Annotated in this window: 17 protein-coding genes; 11 read left to right on the top strand and 6 right to left on the bottom strand. The window is 51.6% G+C overall.

Annotated features, from left to right (window positions below):
• Positions 1 to 313: 313 nt before the first annotated feature.
• From glmS to phoU, 6 genes are all read left to right on the top strand, one after another.
• On the top strand, positions 314 to 2143 hold the full coding sequence (glmS, locus tag JQ822_RS16735; RefSeq protein ID WP_135323779.1) for a glutamine--fructose-6-phosphate transaminase (isomerizing): 1830 nt from the start codon (positions 314 to 316) through the stop codon (positions 2141 to 2143).
• 334 nt (positions 2144 to 2477) lie between these two features.
• Positions 2478 to 3518 (top strand): phosphate ABC transporter substrate-binding protein PstS, encoded by a 1041-nt coding sequence (gene pstS / locus JQ822_RS16730; RefSeq protein WP_213134403.1) that lies wholly within the window; start codon positions 2478 to 2480, stop codon positions 3516 to 3518.
• A gap of 81 nt (positions 3519 to 3599) precedes the next feature.
• A complete protein-coding gene (pstC, locus tag JQ822_RS16725; RefSeq protein ID WP_135323781.1) occupies positions 3600 to 4559 on the top strand; it encodes a phosphate ABC transporter permease PstC in 960 nt (319 codons plus the stop codon).
• Positions 4559 to 5449 carry a phosphate ABC transporter permease PstA gene (pstA, locus tag JQ822_RS16720; RefSeq protein ID WP_213134402.1) on the top strand — a complete coding sequence of 297 codons (891 nt, stop codon included), beginning with the start codon at positions 4559 to 4561 and terminating at the stop codon, positions 5447 to 5449. Before pstC ends, pstA begins: the two co-directional genes overlap by 1 nt.
• Before the next feature lie 51 nt (positions 5450 to 5500).
• A complete protein-coding gene (gene pstB, locus JQ822_RS16715) occupies positions 5501 to 6274 on the top strand; it encodes a phosphate ABC transporter ATP-binding protein PstB (RefSeq protein ID WP_003023821.1) in 774 nt (257 codons plus the stop codon).
• 13 nt (positions 6275 to 6287) lie between these two features.
• Complete coding sequence (gene phoU, locus JQ822_RS16710; RefSeq protein ID WP_196208225.1) at positions 6288 to 7013, top strand: phosphate signaling complex protein PhoU; 726 nt, start codon at positions 6288 to 6290, stop codon at positions 7011 to 7013.
• A gap of 47 nt (positions 7014 to 7060) precedes the next feature.
• On the opposite strand, the gene yieH is transcribed toward phoU, so the two are convergent.
• Entirely contained in the window at positions 7061 to 7726 is a 666-nt protein-coding gene (gene yieH / locus JQ822_RS16705) for a 6-phosphogluconate phosphatase (RefSeq protein WP_213134401.1), read from the bottom strand.
• A 167-nt stretch (positions 7727 to 7893) separates the two neighbouring features.
• On the opposite strand from yieH, the gene JQ822_RS16700 reads away from it, so the two are divergent.
• The 5 genes from JQ822_RS16700 (at position 7894) to phsC (ending at position 14831) form a co-directional block, all read left to right on the top strand.
• Positions 7894 to 9231 (top strand): NCS2 family permease, encoded by a 1338-nt coding sequence (locus tag JQ822_RS16700; RefSeq protein ID WP_213134400.1) that lies wholly within the window; start codon positions 7894 to 7896, stop codon positions 9229 to 9231.
• A 285-nt stretch (positions 9232 to 9516) separates the two neighbouring features.
• Positions 9517 to 11223, top strand: a complete 1707-nt coding sequence (locus tag JQ822_RS16695; RefSeq protein ID WP_213134399.1) for an HAL/PAL/TAL family ammonia-lyase — start codon at positions 9517 to 9519, stop codon at positions 11221 to 11223.
• On the top strand, positions 11220 to 12800 hold the full coding sequence (locus JQ822_RS16690; protein WP_244848963.1) for a flavocytochrome c: 1581 nt from the start codon (positions 11220 to 11222) through the stop codon (positions 12798 to 12800). Before JQ822_RS16695 ends, JQ822_RS16690 begins: the two co-directional genes overlap by 4 nt.
• A gap of 1 nt (position 12801) precedes the next feature.
• Complete coding sequence (locus JQ822_RS16685; RefSeq protein ID WP_213134398.1) at positions 12802 to 13215, top strand: cytochrome c3 family protein; 414 nt, start codon at positions 12802 to 12804, stop codon at positions 13213 to 13215.
• Between the two features lie 83 nt (positions 13216 to 13298).
• Positions 13299 to 14831, top strand: a complete 1533-nt coding sequence (gene phsC, locus JQ822_RS16680) for a thiosulfate reductase cytochrome B subunit (RefSeq protein ID WP_342344249.1) — start codon at positions 13299 to 13301, stop codon at positions 14829 to 14831.
• A gap of 42 nt (positions 14832 to 14873) precedes the next feature.
• On the opposite strand, the gene JQ822_RS16675 is transcribed toward phsC, so the two are convergent.
• The 5 genes from JQ822_RS16675 to JQ822_RS16655 form a co-directional block, all read right to left on the bottom strand.
• Positions 14874 to 16337: a sigma 54-interacting transcriptional regulator gene (locus JQ822_RS16675; RefSeq protein WP_244848961.1), complete on the bottom strand. Its 1464-nt coding sequence runs from the start codon at positions 16335 to 16337 to the stop codon at positions 14874 to 14876.
• Positions 16338 to 16554: 217 nt separating this feature from the next.
• The gene (locus tag JQ822_RS16670) at positions 16555 to 17121 is read right to left on the bottom strand and encodes an NADPH-dependent FMN reductase (protein WP_213134396.1); all 567 of its coding nucleotides are present in this window, start codon (positions 17119 to 17121) and stop codon (positions 16555 to 16557) included.
• Between the two features lie 30 nt (positions 17122 to 17151).
• Positions 17152 to 17901 (bottom strand): 4'-phosphopantetheinyl transferase family protein, encoded by a 750-nt coding sequence (locus tag JQ822_RS16665; protein WP_213134395.1) that lies wholly within the window; start codon positions 17899 to 17901, stop codon positions 17152 to 17154.
• A gap of 166 nt (positions 17902 to 18067) precedes the next feature.
• Positions 18068 to 19027, bottom strand: a complete 960-nt coding sequence (gene yidZ, locus JQ822_RS16660; protein WP_213134394.1) for an HTH-type transcriptional regulator YidZ — start codon at positions 19025 to 19027, stop codon at positions 18068 to 18070.
• Positions 18996 to 20177: an MFS transporter gene (locus tag JQ822_RS16655; protein ID WP_213134393.1), complete on the bottom strand. Its 1182-nt coding sequence runs from the start codon at positions 20175 to 20177 to the stop codon at positions 18996 to 18998. Before JQ822_RS16655 ends, yidZ begins: the two co-directional genes overlap by 32 nt.
• Positions 20178 to 20216: the final 39 nt, after the last annotated feature.

Here is a 20216-nt window from a genome sequence, read left to right as displayed (position 1 = left end):
CAATTTTTGTCGGGTGGCGTTAGCGCTCATCCGGCAGATATGGGCTGAGGAGGTAAATATATATCTCCCGCCCAAAGCAGTACCTATAAAAATAACCCCACTCTCTACAAGGCTCGGGGCGCCCGGAATACGGGTATTACCCAAAGTATTTCGCGCTGTAGCAAGGCGGCAAGCTTGGGAATCTACGGGAGCTTACTAAAGTAAGTGACCGTAGTGAGCAAGCGTAGCCAACGCAGCTACGGAGTGAAAGACGAAGGGGAAACAGGTTGACCGACAACGACAGGCATAATGCCTAAATTCGGAATCAAAAAATATGTGTGGAATTGTTGGCGCTATCGCGCAGCGTGATGTTGCTGAAATCCTTCTCGAAGGTTTACGTCGTCTGGAATATCGTGGTTATGACTCTGCCGGTCTGGCAGTTGTCGATGCTGAAGGCAAAATGACCCGTCTGCGTCGTCTGGGTAAAGTACAGATGCTTACCGCGGCTGCGGAAGAGCATCCGTTACATGGTGGAACCGGTATTGCTCACACTCGTTGGGCAACTCACGGCGAACCTTCAGAAGCGAACGCGCATCCGCATGTTTCTGAACACATTGTGGTGGTACATAACGGTATCATCGAAAACCATGAACCGCTGCGTGAAATGCTGAAGACTCGGGGTTACACCTTCGTTTCAGAAACCGACACCGAAGTGATTGCTCACCTGGTGCACTGGGAGCTGGAACAGGGCGGTACTCTGCGTGAAGCGGTGCTGCGGACTATCCCGCAGCTGCGCGGTGCATACGGCACGGTGATCATGGATACCCGTAACCCGGAAACCCTGCTGGCGGCGCGTTCTGGTAGCCCGCTGGTGATTGGTCTGGGCATGGGTGAGAACTTTATCGCTTCCGATCAGCTGGCGCTTCTGCCGGTAACCCGTCGCTTCATCTTCCTGGAAGAAGGCGATATCGCGGAAGTAACGCGTCGTTCAGTCACCATTTTCGATAAGTCTGGCGCCGAAGTGAAACGTCAGGATATTGAATCCAATCTGCAGTATGACGCGGGCGAAAAAGGTGTCTATCGCCACTACATGCAGAAAGAGATCTATGAACAGCCGAACGCGATCAAAAATACGTTGACCGGGCGCATCAGCCACGGTGAGGTGGATTTGAGCGAGCTGGGCCCGAATGCCAACGAGATGCTGTCTAAGGTTGAGCATATTCAGATCATCGCCTGTGGTACGTCGTACAACTCCGGTATGGTGTCCCGCTACTGGTTTGAATCGCTGGCGGGTATTCCGTGTGATGTGGAAATCGCCTCCGAATTCCGCTATCGCAAATCAGCCGTGCGTCGCAACAGCCTGATGATCACCCTTTCCCAGTCTGGTGAAACGGCGGATACCCTGGCGGGTCTGCGCTTATCAAAAGAGCTGGGCTATCTGGGATCGCTGGCGATTTGTAACGTACCGGGATCGTCGCTGGTGCGCGAATCCGACCTGGCAATGATGACCAACGCCGGAACCGAAATCGGCGTGGCCTCCACGAAAGCATTTACCACCCAGTTGACCGTTCTGCTGATGCTGGTGGCGAAATTGTCTCGTCTGAAAGGCCTGGATGCGTCGATTGAACATGACATCGTTCACGGTTTGCAGGCGCTGCCGAACCGTATTGAGCAGATGCTGTCTCAGGACAAACGCATTGCCGCCCTGGCGGAAGATTTCTCTGACAAACACCATGCGCTGTTCCTTGGCCGTGGCGATCAGTACCCAATTGCGCTGGAAGGCGCACTGAAGCTGAAAGAGATCTCTTATATTCACGCGGAAGCTTACGCTGCTGGCGAACTGAAGCACGGTCCGCTGGCGCTGATTGATGCTGATATGCCGGTTATCGTCGTGGCACCGAACAACGAACTGTTGGAAAAACTTAAATCCAATATTGAAGAGGTTCGTGCTCGTGGCGGTCAACTGTACGTCTTCGCCGATCAGGATGCGGGCTTCACCAGTAATGAAAATATGCATATCATTGAGATGCCGCATGTGGAAGAGGTGATTGCACCAATCTTCTATACCGTTCCGCTGCAACTGCTGGCGTATCACGTGGCGCTGATTAAAGGCACCGACGTCGATCAGCCGCGTAACCTGGCGAAATCGGTTACCGTAGAGTAATCCGGACTTAGCTGAACTGAAAATGCCCTGCTACAAGCGGGGCATTTTTTTAAACTTGTTCTGTTTTTAATCAATTATCCCGCCTGTTTTATGTGACAAACCGTCATCTTCAGCTACTGTTTTCAGTGTCATAAAAAGAAAATTTTAGCGAAATGTTATTGTCATTATGTCGACTAATATCTTGTTTTAAATGTGTTTTTCTCTAAAAAATTTCCCGTGTTTTTCATTGTCATAAAACTGTCATATTTCGTACATTTAACTGTCACCTGTTTGTCCTATTTTGCTCACAGTAGCAACTCAAACAACAATTTACGAAAACCGTGCAGGAGACATTATGAAAGTTATGCGTACCACTGTCGCAACTGTTGTCGCCGCGACCTTATCCATGAGCGCGTTCTCTGCCTTTGCTGCAGCGAGCCTGACAGGTGCAGGTGCAACTTTCCCTGCGCCAGTGTATGCCAAATGGGCTGATACTTATCAGAAAGAGACCGGTAGTAAAGTCAACTACCAGGGTATCGGCTCCTCCGGTGGTGTAAAACAAATTACGGCCAATACCGTTGATTTCGGCGCTTCTGATGCACCGTTGTCTGATGAGAAACTGGCACAGGAAGGCTTGTTCCAGTTCCCGACAGTTATCGGCGGCGTGGTGCTGGCGGTGAATATCCCTGGCCTGAAATCCGGCGAGCTGGTGCTGGACGGTAAAACGCTGGGTGACATCTACCTCGGCAAAATCAAGAAGTGGGATGATGAAGCCATCACCAAACTGAATCCGGGTCTGAAGCTGCCTTCGCAGAACATCGCCGTTGTGCGTCGTGCTGATGGTTCCGGTACTTCCTTTGTCTTCACCAGCTATCTGGCAAAAGTGAACGAAGAGTGGAAATCTAAAATTGGTGCCGGCTCTACCGTAAACTGGCCGACTGGTTTGGGTGGTAAAGGTAATGACGGTATCGCCGCGTTCGTCCAACGTCTGCCTGGTTCCATCGGCTACGTTGAATACGCTTATGCGAAGCAGAACAACCTGGCCTATACCAAACTGATTTCTGCTGACGGCAAGCCGGTAAGCCCGACTGAAGAAAACTTCGCTAATGCGGCCAAAGGCGCTGACTGGAGCAAAACCTTTGCCCAGGATCTAACGAACCAGAAAGGTGACGGGGCATGGCCAATCACGTCCACCACATTCATCCTGGTTCATAAAGAGCAGAAGAAACCTGAGCAGGGCGTTGAAGTGCTGAAGTTCTTTGACTGGGCGTATAAAAATGGCGGCAAACAGGCCAGTGACCTGGATTACGCCAGCCTGCCGGACAGCGTGGTTGAGCAGATTCGTGCTGCATGGAAGACCAACGTGAAAGACAGCAACGGTAAGGCATTGTATTAATTTAGCATTCTAACGAAAATAGCGGGTGGCGCTTGCGTTTACCCGCCAATTCGTAAACGCGTTTAACTTAAAGAGTGATTTATGGCTGCAACCAAGCCTGCTTTTAACCCACCAGGTAAAAAGGGTGACATGATATTCAGCGCGCTGGTAAAACTGGCTGCGCTGATTGTGCTATTGATGTTGGGTGGCATTATTGTCTCTCTGATCATCTCCTCCTGGCCAAGCATTCAGAAATTTGGTTTCTCATTTTTGTGGACCAAAGAGTGGGATGCGCCAAACGACATCTACGGCGCGCTGGTACCCATTTACGGTACGTTGGTGACCTCTTTTATCGCCTTGCTGATTGCCGTTCCGGTGAGCTTCGGCATCGCTTTATTCCTGACTGAGTTGGCACCGAACTGGCTGCGTCGCCCGCTCGGTATTGCGATTGAATTGCTGGCGGCGATCCCAAGTATAGTTTACGGCATGTGGGGTCTGTTTATCTTTGCCCCGCTGTTTGCAACCTACTTCCAGGAGCCGGTCGGGAACATCCTTTCCAACATTCCGTTTGTTGGCGCGCTGTTCTCCGGTCCGGCCTTTGGTATCGGTATACTGGCGGCAGGCGTGATCCTCGCCATTATGATTATTCCGTACATCGCGGCGGTAATGCGTGATGTGTTCGAACAAACGCCGGTACTGATGAAAGAGTCAGCCTACGGCATTGGCTGCACCACCTGGGAAGTCATCTGGCGTATCGTCCTGCCATTCACTAAAAATGGGGTGATTGGCGGCGTGATGTTGGGTCTTGGCCGTGCGCTGGGTGAAACCATGGCAGTGACCTTTATCATTGGTAACACCTACCAGCTCGACAGCGCTTCGCTGTATATGCCGGGCAACAGCATTACCTCTGCGCTGGCGAATGAATTTGCTGAAGCGGAATCAGGGCTGCATGTCGCTGCGCTGATGGAGTTAGGTCTGATTCTGTTTGTGATCACCTTCATCGTACTGGCGGCGTCTAAGTTCATGATCATGCGCCTTGCGAAAAACGAGGGGGCTCGCTAATGGCTACGCTTGAAATGCAAAACACCATCGCTCTGGCTGAATCCCGCCGCAAGATGCAGGCACGTCGCCGCTTGAAAAACCGCATCGCGCTGACGCTCTCAATGGGGACAATGGCGTTCGGTCTGTTCTGGCTGGTGTGGATCCTGTTCTCGACGGTGGTTCGCGGTATCGACGGTATGTCGTTGGCGTTGTTCACCGAAATGACGCCGCCGCCGAATACGGCGGGTGGCGGTCTGGCGAATGCCCTGGCCGGGAGTGGACTGTTGATTCTGTGGGCTACCGTGTTTGGTACGCCGCTGGGCATTATGGCGGGAATTTACCTGGCGGAGTACGGACGCAAATCCTGGCTGGCTGAGGTTATCCGCTTTATCAACGACATTCTGCTGTCTGCGCCGTCGATTGTGGTGGGTCTGTTTGTTTACACCGTGGTCGTAGCGAAAATGGAGCACTTCTCCGGCTGGGCAGGCGTGATTGCGCTGGCGCTGCTGCAGGTGCCAATTGTTATTCGTACCACCGAGAACATGCTCAAGCTGGTGCCGGATAGCCTGCGTGAAGCGGCCTATGCGCTGGGTACGCCGAAGTGGAAAATGATTTCTGCGATCACCCTGAAGGCATCTGTCTCCGGCATTATCACCGGCGTCCTGCTGGCGATTGCGCGTATTGCCGGTGAAACCGCTCCGCTGTTGTTTACATCGCTCTCCAATCAGTTCTGGAGCACCGACATGATGCAACCGATAGCCAACCTGCCGGTGACCATCTTTAAGTTTGCGATGAGTCCATTTGTGGAATGGCAGCAACTGGCCTGGGCCGGGGTGCTGATTATTACCCTGTGCGTACTGCTGCTGAACATTCTGGCGCGCGTTATTTTCGCGAAGAAGAAACACGGTTAATTTTTTACGGCGCGGCCAACGATGGCGGCGCTGGATGAGGATGAGATTGAAATGAGTATGGTTGATACTGCCCCAGGTAAGATTCAGGTTCGTGATTTGAACTTCTACTATGGCAAATTCCATGCCCTGAAGAACATCAACCTGGATATCGCTAAAAACCAGGTCACGGCGTTTATCGGGCCATCAGGCTGTGGTAAATCAACGCTGCTGCGTACCTTCAACAAAATGTTTGAACTGTACCCGGAGCAGCGTGCAGAAGGTGAAATCCTGCTGGATGGCGACAATATTCTCACTAATACCCAGGATATCGCGCTGCTGCGTGCCAAAGTGGGGATGGTATTCCAGAAGCCGACGCCGTTCCCGATGTCGATCTACGACAACATCGCGTTTGGCGTGCGTTTGTTTGAGAAACTCTCGCGTGCAGATATGGACGAGCGCGTGCAGTGGGCCTTGACCAAGGCCGCATTATGGAATGAAACCAAAGATAAACTACACCAGAGCGGATACTCTCTCTCCGGTGGTCAGCAGCAGCGTTTGTGCATTGCTCGTGGTATTGCCATTCGCCCCGAAGTGTTGCTGCTGGATGAACCGTGTTCAGCGCTTGACCCGATCTCTACCGGACGCATCGAAGAGCTGATCACCGAGCTGAAAGAGGATTACACCGTCGTTATCGTCACCCACAACATGCAGCAGGCTGCGCGTTGCTCCGACCACACGGCGTTTATGTACCTGGGCGAGTTGATTGAGTTCAGCAACACGGACGATCTGTTCACCAAGCCCGCGAAGAAACAAACTGAAGATTACATTACTGGCCGCTACGGTTGATCGGGAGAGAACTGTGGACAATCTGAACCTTAATAAACATATTTCCGGCCAGTTCAATGCCGAACTGGAAAGCATCCGCACCCAGGTGATGACTATGGGCGGCATGGTAGAGCAGCAGCTTTCTGATGCCATTACCGCTATGCACAACCAGGATAGCGAGCTGGCGAAGCGCGTCATTGATGGCGACAAGAACGTCAACATGATGGAAGTTGCGATTGATGAAGCTTGCGTGCGCATTATTGCGAAACGTCAGCCGACGGCGAGCGACCTGCGTCTGGTAATGGCAATCATCAAAACTATCGCCGAACTGGAACGTATTGGCGACGTGGCGGACAAAATCTGCCGTACCGCGCTGGAGAAATTCTCTCAGCAGCATCAGCCGCTATTGGTAAGCCTGGAATCACTGGGTCGCCATACCGTGCAAATGCTGCACGATGTTCTGGATGCGTTTGCGCGTATGGATCTCGACGAAGCGGTACGTATTTATCGTGAAGATAAGAAAGTCGACCAGGAGTATGAAGGCATCGTGCGTCAGCTGATGACCTACATGATGGAAGACCCGCGTACCATTCCAAGCGTGTTGACCGCGCTGTTCTGCGCCCGTTCTATTGAGCGTATCGGCGACCGTTGCCAGAATATCTGCGAATACATCTTCTACTTCGTGAAGGGGCAAGATTTCCGTCACGTCGGCGGCGATGAGCTGGATAAGCTGCTGGCGGGGAAAGATCCGAAAGAGTAATTCGTTGTTAATGGCCCGGTGGCGTAAGCTTACCGGGCCGACAGCATCTAACGCGTAATATCCCACCCGCGTGCTTTCCACAATGCCGGCAACTGTGCCAGATCGGTAAAGGTCGTCACTTTGGGATGATCGATTGGTTTGTTGTGCGGATCGGCGCAGAAGTAGAACACCTCCATCCCGGCATCAATCCCCGATTGCGCGCCCGCAGCAGAATCATCCACCAGAATGCAGTTCTGCGGATTGACGTTCATGGCCTTCGCCGCATGGAACATCAGCGCAGGATCGGGCTTCCAGCGTTGAATATCATAGCCGCTGAACAATAAGTCCGGGAAATGATGCAGCATGCCCAGCTTGCCCAACGAGTGCTGCATTTTGCTGACTGGACCGTTCGATACCACGCACATCGGCACAGCCATGCTATCCAGCAGCGCATTGGCTCCCGCAATAACCTCCAGTTCTGTATCGAACAGGCGTGCGACCTCGGCGCGGTAAATGGGTTCTAATTCGGCTTTTGCCAGTTCGACCCCGTGCTCTTCGTTGATAATGTCAATGATCTCGTAGAGTTTTACCCCTTTGAAACGTTTAAACGTCTCTTCAAGATCGAGCGTAATGCCGAACGCCTGGAACATGCTGACATACGCGCGAGAACAGATGACTTCACTGTCGACTAGGGTTCCGTCACAGTCAAAAAATACGGCTTCTATCTGGGACATGTCATTTCCGTTTTAACAAGTTTAACGTTTACGTAATGCATTATTGGGCGACGCAATCGTTGCCGTATAAGCAAAATCAATGGAAAAAAATCGCTCATAACCCACCCTATTGTCGCATTTTGGTATAGGATAGCGACGAATTTTCCCTCCTTGTTCGGAAATTGATAATGAGTCAACAACACACAACCCAGGCTTCTGGCCAGGGCATACTGGAACGCGTGTTTAAACTGCGCGAACATGGCACGACGGCACGGACCGAAGTGATCGCCGGTTTCACTACTTTCCTGACGATGGTTTACATCGTTTTCGTCAACCCGCAAATTCTGGGCGTAGCTGGAATGGACACCAGTGCCGTCTTCGTGACCACCTGTCTGATTGCGGCGTTGGGCAGTATCCTGATGGGCGTATTCGCTAACCTGCCGGTGGCGCTGGCGCCAGCGATGGGTCTGAACGCCTTCTTTGCGTTCGTCGTGGTACAGGCAATGGGCCTGCCGTGGCAGGTTGGTATGGGCGCGATCTTCTGGGGTGCGGTGGGTCTGCTGCTGTTGACTATCTTCCGCGTGCGTTACTGGATGATTGCCAACATTCCGGTCAGTCTGCGCGTCGGGATCACCAGCGGCATAGGTTTGTTTATCGGCATGATGGGGCTGAAAAATGCCGGCGTTATCGTGGCGAACAAGGACACGCTGGTTTCCATTGGTAACCTGACCTCCCACAGCGTGCTGCTTGGCGTGCTCGGCTTCTTTATCATCGCGATTCTGGCGTCCCGTAACATTCACGCGGCGGTGCTGGTATCGATTATCGTCACCACCCTGCTGGGCTGGATGCTGGGCGATGTGCACTATAGCGGCATCGTCTCTGCGCCACCGAGCATCACCACCGTGGTTGGCCATGTTGACCTTGCCGGGTCGTTCAACCTGGGGCTGGCTGGGGTGATCTTCTCCTTCATGCTGGTTAACCTGTTTGACTCCTCCGGTACGTTGATTGGCGTGACGGACAAAGCGGGCCTGGCTGATGAAAAAGGCAAGTTCCCGCGCATGAAGCAGGCGCTGTTTGTGGATAGCGTCTCCTCGGTTGCCGGTTCCTTTATCGGCACCTCTTCGGTTACGGCGTATATCGAATCGTCTTCCGGGGTTTCAGTTGGTGGGCGTACTGGCCTGACAGCAGTCGTTGTGGGGATCCTGTTCCTGCTGGTTATTTTCCTGTCACCACTGGCGGGTATGGTGCCGGCCTATGCGGCAGCGGGTGCGCTGATTTACGTCGGCGTACTGATGACCTCCAGCCTGTCACGCGTGAAGTGGGATGACCTGACCGAAGCGGTCCCGGCGTTTATTACCGCCGTGATGATGCCGTTTAGCTTCTCAATTACTGAAGGTATCGCACTGGGCTTTATTTCTTACTGTGTGATGAAAATCGGTACCGGACGCTTCCGCGACCTCAGCCCTTGTGTCGTGGTTGTTGCACTGCTGTTTGTGCTAAAGATTGTCTTCATCGACGCACATTGATTTGTTTGTCTCTTCAGCCTCAGAAAACGAGGCTGAAGAGATTCCCCATCCCCATCCCGTCTGCAATCCTCTCTCTTCCCTGATTTAAAACAATTCGCACGCGTCAATCGCGGTCTGGCGGCCTGTAGTTTCATTTAATCAAATATATTGTTAACAGTTTGAAATATTTTGCTTTCAATATTTTTGAAATATCAAAAATACCCTTAATAAATGCAGGGGCTGTTTCACCTTTCGCACTGGCTTTTTTCGTTACTGTTTCTCATCTCTATGAAAAGGAGTTTAGAAATGAAGAAGACTGCCATTGCGACGTTCTGCGTCTCTCTGTTTTTCCCACTATTCGCGTACTCAGCCACCAGCGTGACGCTGGATGGTCATTCGCTGACACTCGATGATGCCTGGGCTATCGCCCATGGGGAAAAACAGGTCGACATCGCTTCAACTGCGATGGAGCGCGTCGATAAAGCCAATAAATTATTGATGATCGCTGCTGGTAAAGGTGTTCCGGTTTACGGACTGACGGTGGGAGTGGGTCTCAATAAAGATAAATCACTGTTCGATGCGCATGGAAAACTGACTCCAGAAGTGATTCAGGCCTCTCGTGAGTTTAATATCAACGCGTTGCATGCGCATGCGGCGGGTGTTGGTCCTGATATGCCGGATGAACTGGTGCGTCTGGCAATGGTGATTCGCCTGAATACGATGTTAACGGGAAACACCGGCGCCCAGCCGCAGGTTGCCAAAATGTATCAGCAGTTTCTCAATAAACATATTACCCCTGTCGTGCCCTCGCGTGGTTCGGTTGGTGAAGCGGATATAACTCTTGCCTCCCATATTGGCGACGTGATGATTGGTGAATGGCGCGTACGCGTGAAAGGCGTCGAGATGGATTCGGCAAAAGCGCTGAAACAGGCGGGTATTGAGAAACTGGAACCGCTTGGCAAAGATGCGCTTTCGATTCTCTCCTCAAATGCGATATCAACAGCTTACTCCGCTCAGGCTCTGCTGGAGTCCAGACAGATTATTAACGTTACCCCAGCGGTGTTCGGCTTGTCGCTGGAAGCTCTGGATGGCAACGTTGCGCCATTCCTGTACCAAAGTTTAAGCGTACGGCCTTTCCCTGGAATTCAGGATACCGCCGGAAGTATTCGTACTGTGCTCACAGGTTCTTATCTCTGGCAGCATCAGGATGGACGTCCTTTACAGGATCCGCTCTCTTTCCGTACGACGGTATTTGTGCTTAATGAAGCGCGTCGTGAGTGGAATGAAGCTTATCAAATGCTGGACATCCAGATGAACAGCTCGGACGACAACCCGGCGGTAATAGTGAATGCCGATCGTTCATTGGCGGAAAATAGCCAGGTTGAGCAGTACTTCGTTAGCGCAAAAGAGGCCAATGGTGAAACCATCAGCGGTGCGATTTTCCCAACTTCTAATTTTGAACCGTTGCCTCTGGCGTTGGCGATTCAGAATCTGTCTTTGGCGATGGGGCATCTGGCGCATAACAGTGTTCAGCGCACTTTGCATTTATCTGACGATCATTTCACCGGGCTGAGTCGCTTCCTCGCTTCTGACACCAATCAGCAGGGACATGCTTTCGGCGCTATTCAGAAGCCTCAGGTTGCGCTACTGGCAGATATTCGCGACCTGGTTAACCCGGTATCACTAGATGGTCAACCGATGGCGGGCACGATTGAAGATACCTACACCAACAATCTTCGGGCGTCCAAGCGTTTGGGGCAAATCGCAGATAATATGCGCAACATATATGGTCTGGAACTATTGCACGCCAGTCAGGCTGTCGATCTACGGAAACAGAAAAATCCTGACCTGAAGCTGGGGGAGGTGACCGGCAAGCTCTTTGCTGCCTATCGCGAAAAGATACCTTTCGTTTCGCAGGATCGGATTTTCACTGACAACATTGCTGATTCATCCGCGTTAGTCGCATCGTTTCCTTCCGGTTCCCTGGTCAGTACGCAAGCAGGGAGCAAATGACGACAATGAAAAAAACCGTTAATGCGTCGCGGCGAGCCTTTTTAACGAAAAGCACGATTCTGGCGACCGGCGGCGCACTTACGGCGCTGACTGGAAAGGCGCTGGCGCAGGATAACTGCGCCCCATCGTCGGCGGTTCGTTACCATAAAGTTTATGATGTGATCGTCGTCGGCAGTGGTTTTGCTGGACTGGCCGCCGCGCTTGAAGCTTCCCAGGCAGGCCGCAGCGTGCTGGTGATTGAAAAGATGCCTGTTTTTGGCGGCAACTCCGCGATTAACGGCGGCGCGGTTGCCGTAGCCGGATCGCCTGCGCAGAAAAAAGAAGGGATCGTCGATTCACCAGAGTTGATGTTTAAGGACATGCTGAAAGCTGGGCGTGGGTTAAATGATAAAGATCAGTTAAAGATTCTCGTTAATAACACGAATGCTGCATATGAGTTCACCCTTAAACACGGCGTAAAATACAAACCGTTCGTGCAACACTTTGGTGGCCATTCTGTTCCCCGTACACTGCAAACGGTTGAGAGTTCTGGCGCGGGTATTACCCGACCGCTAAAAGAATCTGCCATGAAAATGGGCGTTGTTTTTCGCTCACAATGCAAGCTGGAATCTTTTTTGCAAAATTCACAAGGACGCGTTATTGGCGTGAGGGTGCGTGACGCTTATCGTTTCCCTGACGAACAGACCGGGCAGATTCGTCATTACGCCGCACGTTACGGTGTGGTGATGTGCTCAGGCGGTTTTTCCAATGATTTACGTTTTCGTAAAATGCAAAACCCCATGCTGGATGAGCGTGTCGATTCCACTAACCATCCCGGTGCTACGTCGGAATGTCTGGTACAAATGCTGCGTATTGGCGCAACGCCGGTACAGCTTGATCTTATCCAGCTAGGCCCATGGTCGTCGCCAGACGAACGTGGATTTGGTTACGTATCGCAGTTCAATACCATTTCAGGCTTTCCTAACGGGATTATGGTTAACCCGCGCTCTGGTCATCGCTTCACAAATGAACTTGCGGATCGTAAAGAGCGTGAAGAGGGCATTCTGGCGCAAGTGGATGAAAAGGGGGATCCGCTTTATCCCATCTGTTTCACCACGCTTGATGGCGCCAAACAGGCGCAGAGCCTTGGGCATGCCCTGCACTATGGCGTGGCCTGGCAGTTTGATTCACTGGATCAGTTGGCAACGCATTTCGGCATACCTTACGACGTACTGCAAGAAGAGGTAGATGCCTACAATGCGGCCGTCGCGCGCAAAGGCGGCGATCGCATGAAGAAAGATGTAAGTCGCGCAGTGCCGCTGGATAAAGGGCCATTTGTCGCCGTGCGCGTGTGGCCCAAAGTGCACTATGTCATGGGGGGAGTACAAATCAGTATGCGTACAGAGGTACTCAACGCGGCTGATAGTAAACCGATCCCTGGTCTGTACGCTGCCGGAGAGGCTACCGCAGGCTCACACGGTGGAAGTCGTCTGGGCAGTTGCGCCGTTGCTGATTGCCTGGTTTTTGGGCGGATTGCGGGTCTCAGCGTTGCCTCTGCGACCGCTGCGGATGATGCCTTTGATGTTGAGGGAATTTAACATGGCAAAATTATGGATAGCCCTGCTGCTGTGTATTGGTTGTTTTTCCCAGGCGATTGCTGCGGCCGATGACGAAGCTGCTTTTCATCAGCAACTGAATGCCATGAACGTCAAACCGTACCATCATTCTCTGGAGGCCACCGGACGCGATACATCATGTCAGTTATGTCATGGTTCCAGCACGCCTGTAGCAGCGCCGAATGATAAATCTTGCCTGAGTTGCCACGGTTCGCGCGACCAGATTGCCGGACTAACGCAACCCAACCTGCAGGACAAGAATGCAGAGCCCAACCCACATGACTCGATGCACTACGGCAAAGATGTTCCTTGTACCGCTTGCCATAACGAACATAAACCCTCGGTAATTTATTGTAATAATTGCCACCTCTTTAAATATCCGGATATGAAGCCATGAGGGACATCATGTGCGGATTGTTAACAAGGAGCTTATTTTTATTGCTGGTGGGATGGGTGCCCTTGTCGGGATATTCTGCGCCAGTGCCGACAGCACAACTCAATCAACCTTGTCTGGCATGTCACGCTGATGGCGATATCCAGGGGATCTCGACGGACAAAGTGCAGGCGAATTTGTTTGTCTCTGCGGATAAATACCACGACGGCGTGCACGGCGAGGTGCCGTGTATTGCCTGTCATCAGAGTAAACCCGGAAGCGCGGGATTTTCTGTCACTCCGCATGTCCTGAAGCCTGGCGATAATAAGAACTGCGAAAGTTGTCATGGCGTGGTAATGCGCGATACGGTGCATGCCGTACAGCAGAGCGTGCACAGTGAAAAAATCGCCAAAGGACTCTTCTCCTGTACTTCATGCCATAACGCGCACACCATGACGGCGGGAGAGCTAAATCACCCCGGTAAACAACGGGTTGCCGACGACAATTTGATGTGTACCAATTGCCATTCACGGGCTGGGGTTTTTACGCAGTTGTCAGGGGGAAAACGCTCTGCGTCTCAGGATATGGCGCACTCGGCACTGCCTTATGCCTCTGAGCATCTCAACAGCTTACGCTGCATTGACTGCCATGCTGATGTTGCGGATGCCTCTTTGCATCGCATTCTTCCTGCCTCACAAGCTATCAGTTGTGAACAGTGTCATGGTGACGGAATGCTGCTTACCGCTCGCCTGAAAACGTTCGCGCCGGATGAAAATGTCATTGCAGGTAGTTTGCTGGGGAAAGGGTTATTTGACGATATAGCTCTTAGAGAAAAACTTGCGACGGTAGCGGCCCCTGTCTCTGCGGTTCGTCAGATTGATGGCGCGTTGTTTACTGACACCTACATGATGGGTAATAACGGCAGCGGTCAGGCCGATCGCTTCATTGCCTGGGCGCTGGGCGGCTTCGTTGTTTTGCTACTTTGCCATAGTCTGGGACGACTTATCATGTCTCGCCGTGCCACTGATACGCCGTTGGAGAAACGTTATATCTATACGCTGCCTGTTCGTTGCTGGCACTGGCTGAATGCGCTCTGTTTTGCCGCGCTCGTCATCAGCGGTTGCGCATTGCACTGGGTGAGCACGCGATTTTCGCTGTGGGTTGATGTACATAATATTGCGGGCGTATCGTTATGTGTTATCTGGCTGGGCTTTATCCTGGTGGCGATGTGCGGCAACGGGCATCATTATCGGGTGCGTTGGCAGGGTATTGCGGGGCGGATCATCCGTCAGACACGCTACTATCTGTATGGTATTTTCCGTGGGGAACCTCACCCGGAGCATGCGTCGCCGGCGGCTAAATTCAATATCCTCCAGCAACTGGGTTATATTTGCGTGATGTTCCTGTTATTGCCGCTGCTCATCGTGACCGGGTTATTGATGATGTATCCTGGTTATACACCAGAAACGCTGTTTGCGTTGCCGGGCAAGCAGGTTGTGGCCTGGCTCCATTATGGTCTGGCTGTCGTCATGGCGGCATTCATCCTTGTGCATCTTTATTTGTGCAGTACTGGTGATACGCCGGGAGCGCTGATTAAAGGTATGCTTGACGGTTTCCACCGTGCCAGAAAACAAAAATAAAGGCTGCTCCCCTTTTCCTGAAGAGGGAAAGGGGACGTCAGATTATTTTTCTTTCACCACAATGCCCAGTTTTTTTATTTTGCTGTACAGCGTATTGCTGTTTACGCCAAGCAATTCTGCTGCTCCGCCTTTACCTGATATTTTCCCTTGGCTTTGTTGTAACGCCATTTGGATATGTTGACGCATCGCGTCATCAAGAGAGGAGATTGCTATTGAATTCCTTCCCCTCGGTAAAACAATGTGAAGCTCATTACTCGTGCAACGTAAAAACGCGTTTTCTAATAGTCCGATCAATTCCGTAATGTTGCCCGGCCAGTGATACTTCAATAATAAGCGTAGTGAATCATCACCCAGGACAGGCAAAGAGGAGTATTTATACTGGCTTGATAGCTTCCTCAGGTAGTACGTCAACAGCAGAGGAATGTCATCATAGCGATGCCGCAGCGGGGGCAATGTAATGACCTGACAAAGTGTGTTTGCATAACGTTGGTTTGTCAGACAGTGAGTGGATACATCGTGATTGAGTGTGTTTTTTACCATTGAAAATGGCTGGGTTTGCATGGCAATAATCTGTAATTGACAATATTCACGATAATTTGAATGAAGTTCCAGTAAAAAAGTTTGCCAGCGCTCTGGCAAAGAATTGATTTCCTTTATCAGTAAAGAACCCTGATGCAATATCAGAAATGAAGCAATGTTGGGTGGCTGGCTAAAATCGATAGTGATTGCGCGGTTCAGGATACCATTACGCATAATGACTAACTGTCCCTGAGGATTAATCACTCCAGAATACCCGCCGCGATTTGAACTTTGTTGTTGCAGTTCAGAGGCAAGTGTATTTTTTCCAACGCCTTTCTCACCCAGTAATAAAACAGGCAGTTCACTGTTCGCCAGCTTATTCAATGAATGATACAACTGAAAAAGAGGGAGATTAGTTTGACTAACGACAAATTTTTCACTTTCTTCTGTGGCAGATAACTCAGGAATAGCTGGTGGCGTATTATTCAATAAAAGGTTATGTCTGGACAGGGCAATAAAGGCCAACAAGGAGAGTTCTCCCCGCACTGATTCGAATAATTCAGCATGTTGAGGTGTGAAAGCATTAGCGTGGTGACTAAATATACCCATCGCACCCAGCCGTAGACCATCCAGGTGCATACGCATCAGGATCAGCGATTTGATATTACGAAAGCAGGTGTTAACGACATATTCAGTCAGCGGGCATTGGCTCAGAGTATCGATAAGTTGAGTGGAGAAATTATCTGAGTGATTGAATTGTCTGGCAATGTTTTCAGGGATTGGGATGACATCCCGTTTCAGTCGCGCTGTTTTGTGTGTCGCTAATGCTAAAAACTGGATACAGCGAATATCACTACGATAATAGTTAAAGAAAATACCATCACAAATAATTGAATCAGGTATCGACTGTAGACAGGCATACATGGATTTCTCCAGTTGTGTACTGCTACATAATGCGGTTCTTAGATGTGAAAATGTCCTGTCCATGGCATATCCATTGTTCACGGTAGACAAAATGTCGGGATAATATTAGATATATTGGTTGATATTATTGCAACTGCAATATCTGGTAACACTATGCCACAATAATGAAGGGGAAAAAACAGACAAAAGTGGGTTATGGACAGGTTTACGCAAATAAAAAAATAATCCAGAAGCATAGGCGCTTACTGGATTATTTAAGAGTACCAGGCAAATGTTGTTATCAGGCTTTTACACGCTGAATATACTCACTGAAGGCGGCCAACTGACCTGTCAGGTGATCCAGCGTACTTTGATCAATCACTTCGCCGGTTTGCGCATCCACCTTGTTCTGAATGACACCGCCCATAAATTCCGGCTTGTTCATTACCATTGCGTCGAGGAACACCAGAATCTGGCGCAGATGATACTGACAGCGTGCGCCGCCAATCGCGCCCATTGAGCTGGTCTGGATCAGCACCGGCTTACCCGCCAGCGGCTGATCGGGCAGACGGGACAGCCAGTCGATGCCGTTTTTCAGCCCGCCGGGTACCGAATAGTTATATTCCGGTGTGACAATCACCACGCCATCCGCTTTTCTGATCTGTTCCGCCAGCGCTTCTACGCTTGCCGGAAAACCCTCTTCCTGCTGGAAATCGGCATCGTAAAGTGGGATATCGCCAATCGACGGTAATGCGTTGACGTCCATCCCGGCAGGGGCAATTTTTGGCAGCGTACGGGCAACCATTGCATTAAACGAGCCTTTGCGCAGGCTCCCCAGTAACGTAACAACATTCAATGTTTCAGACATGGTTACTCCTGTTTCATCATGAAAGTTAAGTCAGTTAAGCGTATAGCTCTTCGCTGCGGATAATTGAGAGAAGCGGATAAGGCGGCCCGTTGGCTCATTGGCGCGAGTCTGGATATTGGGCAAACTTTTCCAGTCCTGTTTACCATCAAACTCCCAAACCTTGAGCTTTTCAATGGCTGGCGTCACCGCGACCGACCACACCAGCACGTCTTCGGCATCGCAAATGGCTTCTATTTGTGCCGTATGAGCGCATTTCAGACGCCCGGCGCCGGGTAATAGCTGGAGTTCACGCGGATCGTCATTGCTCATATCACCGGTGAGTTTGAGTACGCTCTGGCGTAGGGTAATGAGCTGCGCACGTGCTTCATTGGGATCGCTTTGGTTGTTGATCCACAGCTTTTCGTTACTGGAGAAGCGCCAGGTGCCCACCGAATGTGGAGAGTTAAACCCGCCGATCGCGCGCTGAAGTTCCATATCCAGGCCGCATGCGCCTTCTGTCGTCAGGGCAACACCGACGATATTTCCCGCATATGAAATCGAAAATCCTGGCAGATTTTTATCGCGAAAAACGGGTTTACCTTTGGCCTGAACAACGATTTCGGGCAGCGTGCTGGTGCCGTAAAGCATAAACATCAGTTCAGCGAGCAGGCTTCTGGAGGCCAGGAAGCGAGTTCGGCGATGCGTGGGTAGATTTTTTGCTTCGACATGACATGGAGAAGGGAGGCGAACTGAAACCAGGTGTCCCTCCGTAAGAATCCCTCTGGCAAAATGTGTCGCCATTTTTCGCTCCGTGATTAATGGTCCGTGATTATTACCAGAGTAACATTTACGTAGCCTATAGGCAGGCTTTGCTGCCTGAAAAACAGGCTAAAATGGGATACATTACGCGACTTTTACATTTCTGCTGCCAGAGTGGTTAATTTAGCAACAATGTGGTGACGGATAGTCAGGTCATATCGCGATAAAGCGTTTTGATCGTGTCTTTCAGCCAGACGATTTTCGGGTTATGGCTGTTGCGTTTATGCCAGAGCAGGGTGAACGGTACGCGCATTTTTTCCAGCTGTGCGGCATCAAAGGGCAGCGGGCGAGCCACAAGTGGAAGCTGGTGGAGTTGATTATAGCGCTGACAATAGACTGGGGCAGTGGCTATCAACGCGTGATCCGGTTGGGCGGCCATAAACAGCGACTGCTCAAACCCCGGCAGGCTCAGGGAAATAGTACGTTTGCGTCCCATCTCTTGCAGCACATCGTCCAGCGCCCAGGTGTCACTTTGTTCCCAACTGATGCTGATATGCGGGTAGCGCAGGAATGTTTCCAGGTTCCACTCTTCTTGTAACGCCGGATGATCTTCGCGCAGCCAGACGCAGGGGAGATCGGAAAACAGCACTTCATGGTCGATAGACAGCGGCAGCAGGCTCAGTAACTCGCGCGATCGCGGGTGGCTTTCACGCCCGGTAAAACCGATATCCACCTCTCCGCGAATAATGGCGTCCAGCGAATCGTAATCCCAGTTGCGCACTTTGATCGAGGCTTGCGGATAACGTTGATAGATCTGCTGTGAGAGTGAGTTGAACATGATCATCACTAGCGGCGTCTCGGCCACCAGATCAAACTTAAGCCCGCGCGGTGCTTCATGATGTGGCTTATCGAGCAGCTGATTGCCCATCTGCATCCATTCCGCCAGGCTCTGTTCCATACTGACCATCAGCGGCGTTGGCGTCAGCCCCAGAGGTGTGTTTACAAACAGTGGATCGTCAAACCAGGATCTCAGTTTTGCCAGCGATTTACTCACCGCCGACGGCGTGACGTTCATCCGTTTGGCGGTTTTGGTAACGCTGCGCTCCTGCATCAGGAGCTGCAGGCAGAGCAATAAATTAAGATCGAGACTGCTGAGGGATTTCTTCATGAGTGGGCGCGGACCGGTTAGGAGCAACAGTGAAAATCAGCATGATGCTCACTATGCTACAGCCAATCAGAATCCCGATCAGCATATTCAGCGCGTCGAGTCCGAGGATAGCCGCCAGCCAAATCCACAGCGATGAGCCACAGACCTGGGCAATGCCTAACGTTGAGCTGGCGACGCCTGCTCGCAGCGAGAACGGCCCCAGCGCCTGGCTCATGGCAACACCGAAACCGACCGAGAATCCGGCACAGATTAACGTCAGCCCAAACAGCGTGACGGCATGCGTGCTGGCGAGGGTTAACACCACGCCAGCGGCCAGGAACAGAACCTGCGAGGCCAGCATCAGGGTGCGGGGCTTAAACACACTCAGGGCGAACGGCGTGGAGAAAGAGACCGCCATACTGACGCCAGCGGTCATCGCCATTGTCGTGGCGTATTCGCCACGGTCGAAGCCCATCACTTCCATCAGCAGTACCGGAGAGGTATTCACAAAGGTCAGGATCACCGACACGCTCAGCGTGGTAATAGCCAGACGACTTAAGAAAAAGCGGTTTACCAGCGACTCGACTTGTTGATCAACTGCCTTCGACGTCGAGAGCCTCGCTGGGCGCGATTCTCGCAGGATAAACACCGACAGCAGGCAAACGACTACGCCCATACCGATCATCGTGTAGAACAGGCTCTGCCACGGGTATTTGAGCATAATCAGATGCCCCATCACCGGTGCCAGTACCGGCACGATACAGGTGATGCCGTTCAACAGAGACAGCACTTTTGCCCGGCGGCGATCGTCGAGCGTATCGCGCAAAATCGCAAATGCCACCACATAGCAGCAGCCTGCGCCAATCCCCTGAATGAAACGTCCTACCAGGAATGGCGTACCGCTTTCGGCGAATGAACACAGGGTGGAGGCGAAGATAAAGATCAGGGCGCCGACAATAGCGACCGGCTTGCGACCCGACTGGTCGGCGACCTTACCAGCGAACAACATCGCCGTGGCCATACCGGCCAGATAGACCGAAAATGCGATATGCAGCTGCGCTTCGCTGGCGTTAAGGTCGGCGGCAATACGCGGCAATCCCACCAGATACATATCAATACCGGCAGGATAAAGCAGAACCAGGGCAAAACTGCAGATTAAAAAGCGTGTCATAGCGACCTCATGAGGAATGTGGCGCTAAGAATACGGGGA

It is taken from the genome of Citrobacter sp. FP75 (genome assembly GCF_018342065.1).
In the GTDB taxonomy this organism is placed as follows: Bacteria; Pseudomonadota; Gammaproteobacteria; order Enterobacterales; family Enterobacteriaceae; genus Citrobacter.
This window is presented reverse-complemented; position numbering and strand designations above follow the sequence as displayed.